The sequence below is a fragment of the uncultured Tepidimonas sp. genome (assembly GCF_938045175.1).
Lineage (GTDB): Bacteria > Pseudomonadota > Gammaproteobacteria > Burkholderiales > Burkholderiaceae_C > Tepidimonas.
This window is the reverse complement of the sequence record NZ_CALIND010000146.1, coordinates 1-4,363: the sequence shown is the minus strand read 5'-3', so window position 1 is coordinate 4,363 and position 4,363 is coordinate 1. Positions and strand designations below refer to the sequence as shown.

General features: G+C 68.3%; 5 protein-coding genes. 1 reads left to right on the top strand and 4 read right to left on the bottom strand.

Features of this window, described 5'->3' with window-relative positions; translation table 11 throughout:
- On the bottom strand, positions 1-445 hold a 445-nt coding region (locus Q0716_RS07780; protein ID WP_299021634.1), incomplete at its 3' end, for a DMT family transporter.
- A gap of 159 nt (positions 446-604) precedes the next feature.
- Here Q0716_RS07780 and Q0716_RS07775 point away from each other — a divergent pair.
- Positions 605-1,594, top strand: coding sequence for a quinone oxidoreductase (locus tag Q0716_RS07775; protein ID WP_299021633.1), 990 nt, complete (start codon positions 605-607; stop codon positions 1,592-1,594).
- Between the two features lie 16 nt (positions 1,595-1,610).
- Here Q0716_RS07775 and Q0716_RS07770 read toward each other — a convergent pair whose 3' ends face one another.
- The 3 genes from Q0716_RS07770 to Q0716_RS07760 form a co-directional block, all read right to left on the bottom strand.
- Entirely contained in the window at positions 1,611-2,006 is a 396-nt protein-coding gene (locus tag Q0716_RS07770; protein WP_299021631.1) for a hypothetical protein, read from the bottom strand.
- 65 nt (positions 2,007-2,071) lie between these two features.
- On the bottom strand, positions 2,072-2,581 hold the full coding sequence (gene lspA, locus Q0716_RS07765; protein ID WP_299021629.1) for a signal peptidase II: 510 nt from the start codon (positions 2,579-2,581) through the stop codon (positions 2,072-2,074).
- 9 nt (positions 2,582-2,590) lie between these two features.
- Positions 2,591-4,363, bottom strand: a 1,773-nt coding sequence (locus Q0716_RS07760; RefSeq protein WP_299021627.1) for a class I tRNA ligase family protein, incomplete at its 5' end; no start/stop codon positions are given.

Sequence of the window (4,363 nt, the reverse complement as noted above, 5' to 3'; positions counted from 1 at the left end):
GACCTTGCGACAGCACCACCAGCACCCCAGTCAGTGACAGCACGGCGCCCGCCAACTGCCGCGGCTGCACGGCAGCCCCAAAAAACAGCCGCCCCACCAGCATCATCCACACTGGCATGCTGGAGGCCACCAGCGTGACGTTGAGCGGCGTGGAAGTGTGCAGCGCCAAATACTGCAGCATGTTGTAGCCCGCGACCGCGAACAGCCCCAGCACGGCAAAGCGCCGCCACTGCCGCCACAGCGGGCTGTCTGCCCGTAGCACCCACGCCGCCAGCGGCAGCAGCAGCGCAAAGGCGATGACCCAGCGCAACAGATTGAAAGTGATGGGCGGAATCCACGCCGCTGCCAGTCGGCCCACCACGGCGTTGCCAGCCCACATGAGGGGCGGGATGGTCAGCAGCACAATGGTGGAGGCGTTCAAGGGCGAAGGCGTGGCGCGCGTCATATTCCGACTGTAGCCGAGCCGCCGGGTAGCGCCACGTCGCCTGCGCGCCACCCCGAGCCCCGAGGTTGGCCGCCAATCGTGGCACCATCACGGGTTGGGCGCTGTCCGCCGCGTTTCGCGCGCCAGCGCGTGGTCCACGACTCATTGGTAGGAGTTCCCATGACGCTCAGCCGTGCCGTGCAAATCGACGCCCCCGGCGGCCCGGAGGCGCTGCGCCTCGTCGATGTGGCCGTCGCAGACCCGGGTCCGGGCGAGGTGCGCATCCGCCACCACGCCATCGGCCTGAACTTCATCGACGTCTATCACCGCACCGGGCTCTACCCGCTGCCGCTGCCGGCCCGCTTGGGCATGGAGGGCGCGGGGGTGGTGGAGGCGGTGGGCGAGGGCGTGACGCACCTGGCTGTGGGCGACCGCGTGGCGTATGCCGCGCAGCCACCGGGCAGTTACTGCGACGAGCGTGTGATGCCGGCGATGAACGTGTGCCGGCTGCCCGATGCCATCTCGTTCGAGGAGGGGGCGGCCATGATGCTCAAGGGCCTGACCGCGCAATACCTGCTCAAACACTGCCGCCCGGTCGAGGGGCTACAACCGGGGGATTTCGTCTTGTTCCACGCGGCGGCCGGTGGCGTCGGGCTGATCGCCTGCCAGTGGGCGCGCGTGCTGGGGCTGCGCCTGATCGGCACCGCGGGCACCGACGACAAATGCGCACTGGCCATCGCCAACGGCGCTGAGCACTGCATCAACTACCGCACCCAAAACTTCGTGGAAAGCGTGCGTGCCATCACCGGCGGCAAGGGCGTCAAGGTGGTGTACGACTCGGTCGGCAAAGACACTTGGGACGGCTCGCTGGACTGTCTGGCCCCGTTCGGGCTGATGGTATCGTTTGGCAACGCCAGTGGGCCGGTGCCGCCATTCGCGCCGGGCATTCTGGGTCCCAAGGGGTCGCTGTACGTGACGCGGCAGACGCTGTTCACCCACATCACGAGCCGCGAGCGCACGCAGGCCATGGCCGACGATCTGTTCGCCGTGGTCGCGTCGGGTCAGGTGCGCATCCATGTCGAGCAGCGCTATCCGCTGGAGCGCGTGCAGGACGCGCACCGGGCGCTGGAGGCGCGCCAGACGACGGGCTCGACCATCCTGCTGCCCTGAAGGGCCGCGTCACCCATCACTGCCGCGGCGGCAGATGTTCGCACCAGTAGGTGAGTTCGTTGCCGCGCACCGGCTCGCGTACCACCTGCAAGCCAGTGAAACCGTGCGGCCCGGTGACGGGGGCACCGGGCAGATAGCTGGCCTGATGCAACAGCTGTGGTTGTCCCTCGCGCACGCTCAGCGTGCGCACGGTCACGCCGGCACCGGGGGCCGGGGGCAAGCGGTTGACGATTTCGACGGCGATGGACGAACTGGTGAGTTGGGGATCGGTCGGTTCGGCGTGCGCGCTGGGCGCAACGACAACGGTGCGGACCGCGCCGGCGTACGCCACGTGGCAAGCGACGGGTTGCGCCGAGGCGCCCGCACATGCCAGCGCCCCGATCAACCCCAACCAGACGAAGACACGTTTCATGCCGACGTTATAACCGACAGTCAAGGATCGCGGTCCATCGGCTCCGTCGCGCCTGGAGGTGGCCGTCAACGACTGCGGCGCACGCGCAACAGTTCGTCGACGATCAGGCCGACCGCCCCCACGGTGATGGCAGCGTCGGCCACGTTGAAGGCGGGGAAGTGCCCACCGGGAAACAGCGGCGCCAGCCAGCGGAAATGAAAATCGAACATGTCGATGACGTGGCCGTGCACCAGGCGGTCGATGACGTTGCCGATCGCCCCGCCCAGCAGGCACGACAGCGAAAACGCGAACAGCCGCTGCCCGGCGTGGGCGCGCAGCATCCAGACGATGAAGACCGCCGCCGCGATACCGATGGCGGTAAACAACCAGCGCTGCCACCCCCCCGCTTGCGCCAAAAACGAAAATGCCGCCCCCGGGTTGTGCACACGCGCGAGGTTGAAAAACGACGTCACCGGGATCACCTCGCCCAGCCGGAAAAAGAGCAGGACCAACCCCTTGGAGATCTGGTCGAGCAGCAGGATGCCGAACGCCAGCCCCAGCCAGGTGAGCATGCCGCGCGACGATGCCTTGGCCACGGCGTGCCCTCAAGCGGCGTGGCGCGGCTCGCCCGCGCCGAACAGGCTGTTCGTGCAGCGGCCGCACAAGTGGGGATGGGTGGGGTCGTGCCCGACATCGGCGCGCCAGTGCCAGCAGCGTGCGCACTTGGGGTGCGGCGAGGGCGTGACCGACACCGCCAGCGCGGCGCCCGCGCGCAACGTCAGCGCCGAGACGATGAAGACGAACCGGGCGTCGTCGCCCAGGCTGGCCAGCAGCGCGTGGTCTTCCGGCGGGAGCGTCAGCGTGACTTCCGCTTGCAGCGAGGGGCCGATGCGGCCCGCGGCGCGTTCGTCCTCGATCGCTTTGTTGACCGCATCGCGGATGGCCAGGATGCGGCCCCACTTGGCCAGCAGCGCTTCATCCGGGCTGGGCAGGGCCCAATAGGTTTCGGTAAAGATGCTGGGCGTGTGCCCGATCAGGGCCCAGGCTTCCTCGGCGGTGAAGGACAGGAACGGCGCCATCCAGCGCAGCAGTGCGTGCGTGATCTGGTGCAGGGCGGTTTGCGCGCTGCGGCGCGCCAGACTCTTGGGCGCGGTCGTGTAGAGCCGGTCTTTGAGCACGTCCAGATAAAACGCACCGAGGTCTTCCGAGCAAAAGACCTGCAGCTTGGCCACCACCGGGTGGAATTCGTAGCGTTGGTAGTGCGCCAGCACCTCGGCTTGCAGCTGCGCGGTGCGGGCGAGTGCCCAACGGTCGATCTCCAGCAGCTGAGCCGCCGGAACCGCGTCGACTTGCGGATCGAAATCACTGATGTTGGCGAGCAAAAAGCGCAGCGTGTTGCGCATGCGCCGGTAGGCGTCCACCACGCGCGCCAGGATTTTGTCGTCGATGCCCAGGTCGCCCGCGTAATCGGTGGAGGCCACCCACAGGCGGATGATCTCGGCGCCGAGCTTGTCGCTGACCTCCTGGGGGGCCACCACGTTGCCGAGCGACTTGCTCATCTTGCGGCCTTGGCCGTCCACCGTGAAGCCGTGGGTCAGCAGGCCGCGGTACGGCGCGCGGCCGTACATGGCGCAGGCCGTCAGCAGCGAGGAATGGAACCAGCCGCGGTGTTGGTCGTGACCTTCCAGGTACAGGTCGGCCTCGGGACCGCTGTCGTGCCCGGCGCCGGCGTGGCTGCCCTTGAGCACCGTGGTGTGCGTGGTGCCGGAGTCGAACCACACCTCCAGGATGTCGGTGCTCTTGGTGTAGCGCGCCGGGTCGGTGGCGTCGCCGATGCGCTGCAGGATCTCGGCCACGGTGAGCGTGCTCCAGGCCTCGATGCCGCCGGCCTCCACCACGTCGGCGGCCAGGTCGATGATTTCGGGCGTGCGTGGGTGCGGCTCGCCGCTGTCGATGTCGAGCAAGAAGGGCAGCGGCACGCCCCAGCTGCGTTGGCGGCTGATGCACCAGTCGGGCCGATGCGCGATCATGTCGCGCAGCCGGGCGCGCCCGCTTTCCGGGTAGAACTGGGTGTGTTCGATGGCGTGCAGCGCCATTTCGCGCAGCGATTGCGGCGCCGGGTCGGTGGCGAAGATGCCGCGCGTGGCCTCGGTCGGGGCGTCCATGCGCACGAACCACTGCGCCGCCGCGCGGTAGATGACCGGTGTTTTGTGGCGCCAGCAGTGCGGGTAGCTGTGCGTGATGGTCTGGGTGGCGAGCAGCCGCTCGGCTTGGCGCAGCGTGTCGATGATGAGCGGGGTGGCGTTCCAAATCGACTGGCCGCCAAAGAGTGGCAGGTCGCCGGCGTACACCCCGTTGCCCTGCACGGGGTTGAGGAT

Bases quoted from the DNA above. Each gene is read 5' to 3' on its own strand.
- Q0716_RS07775 (WP_299021633.1), top strand. From the start codon at position 605: ATGACGCTCAGCCGTGCCGTGCAAATCGACGCCCCCGGCGGCCCGGAG.
- Q0716_RS07770 (WP_299021631.1), bottom strand. From the start codon at position 2,006: ATGAAACGTGTCTTCGTCTGGTTGGGGTTGATCGGGGCGCTGGCATGT.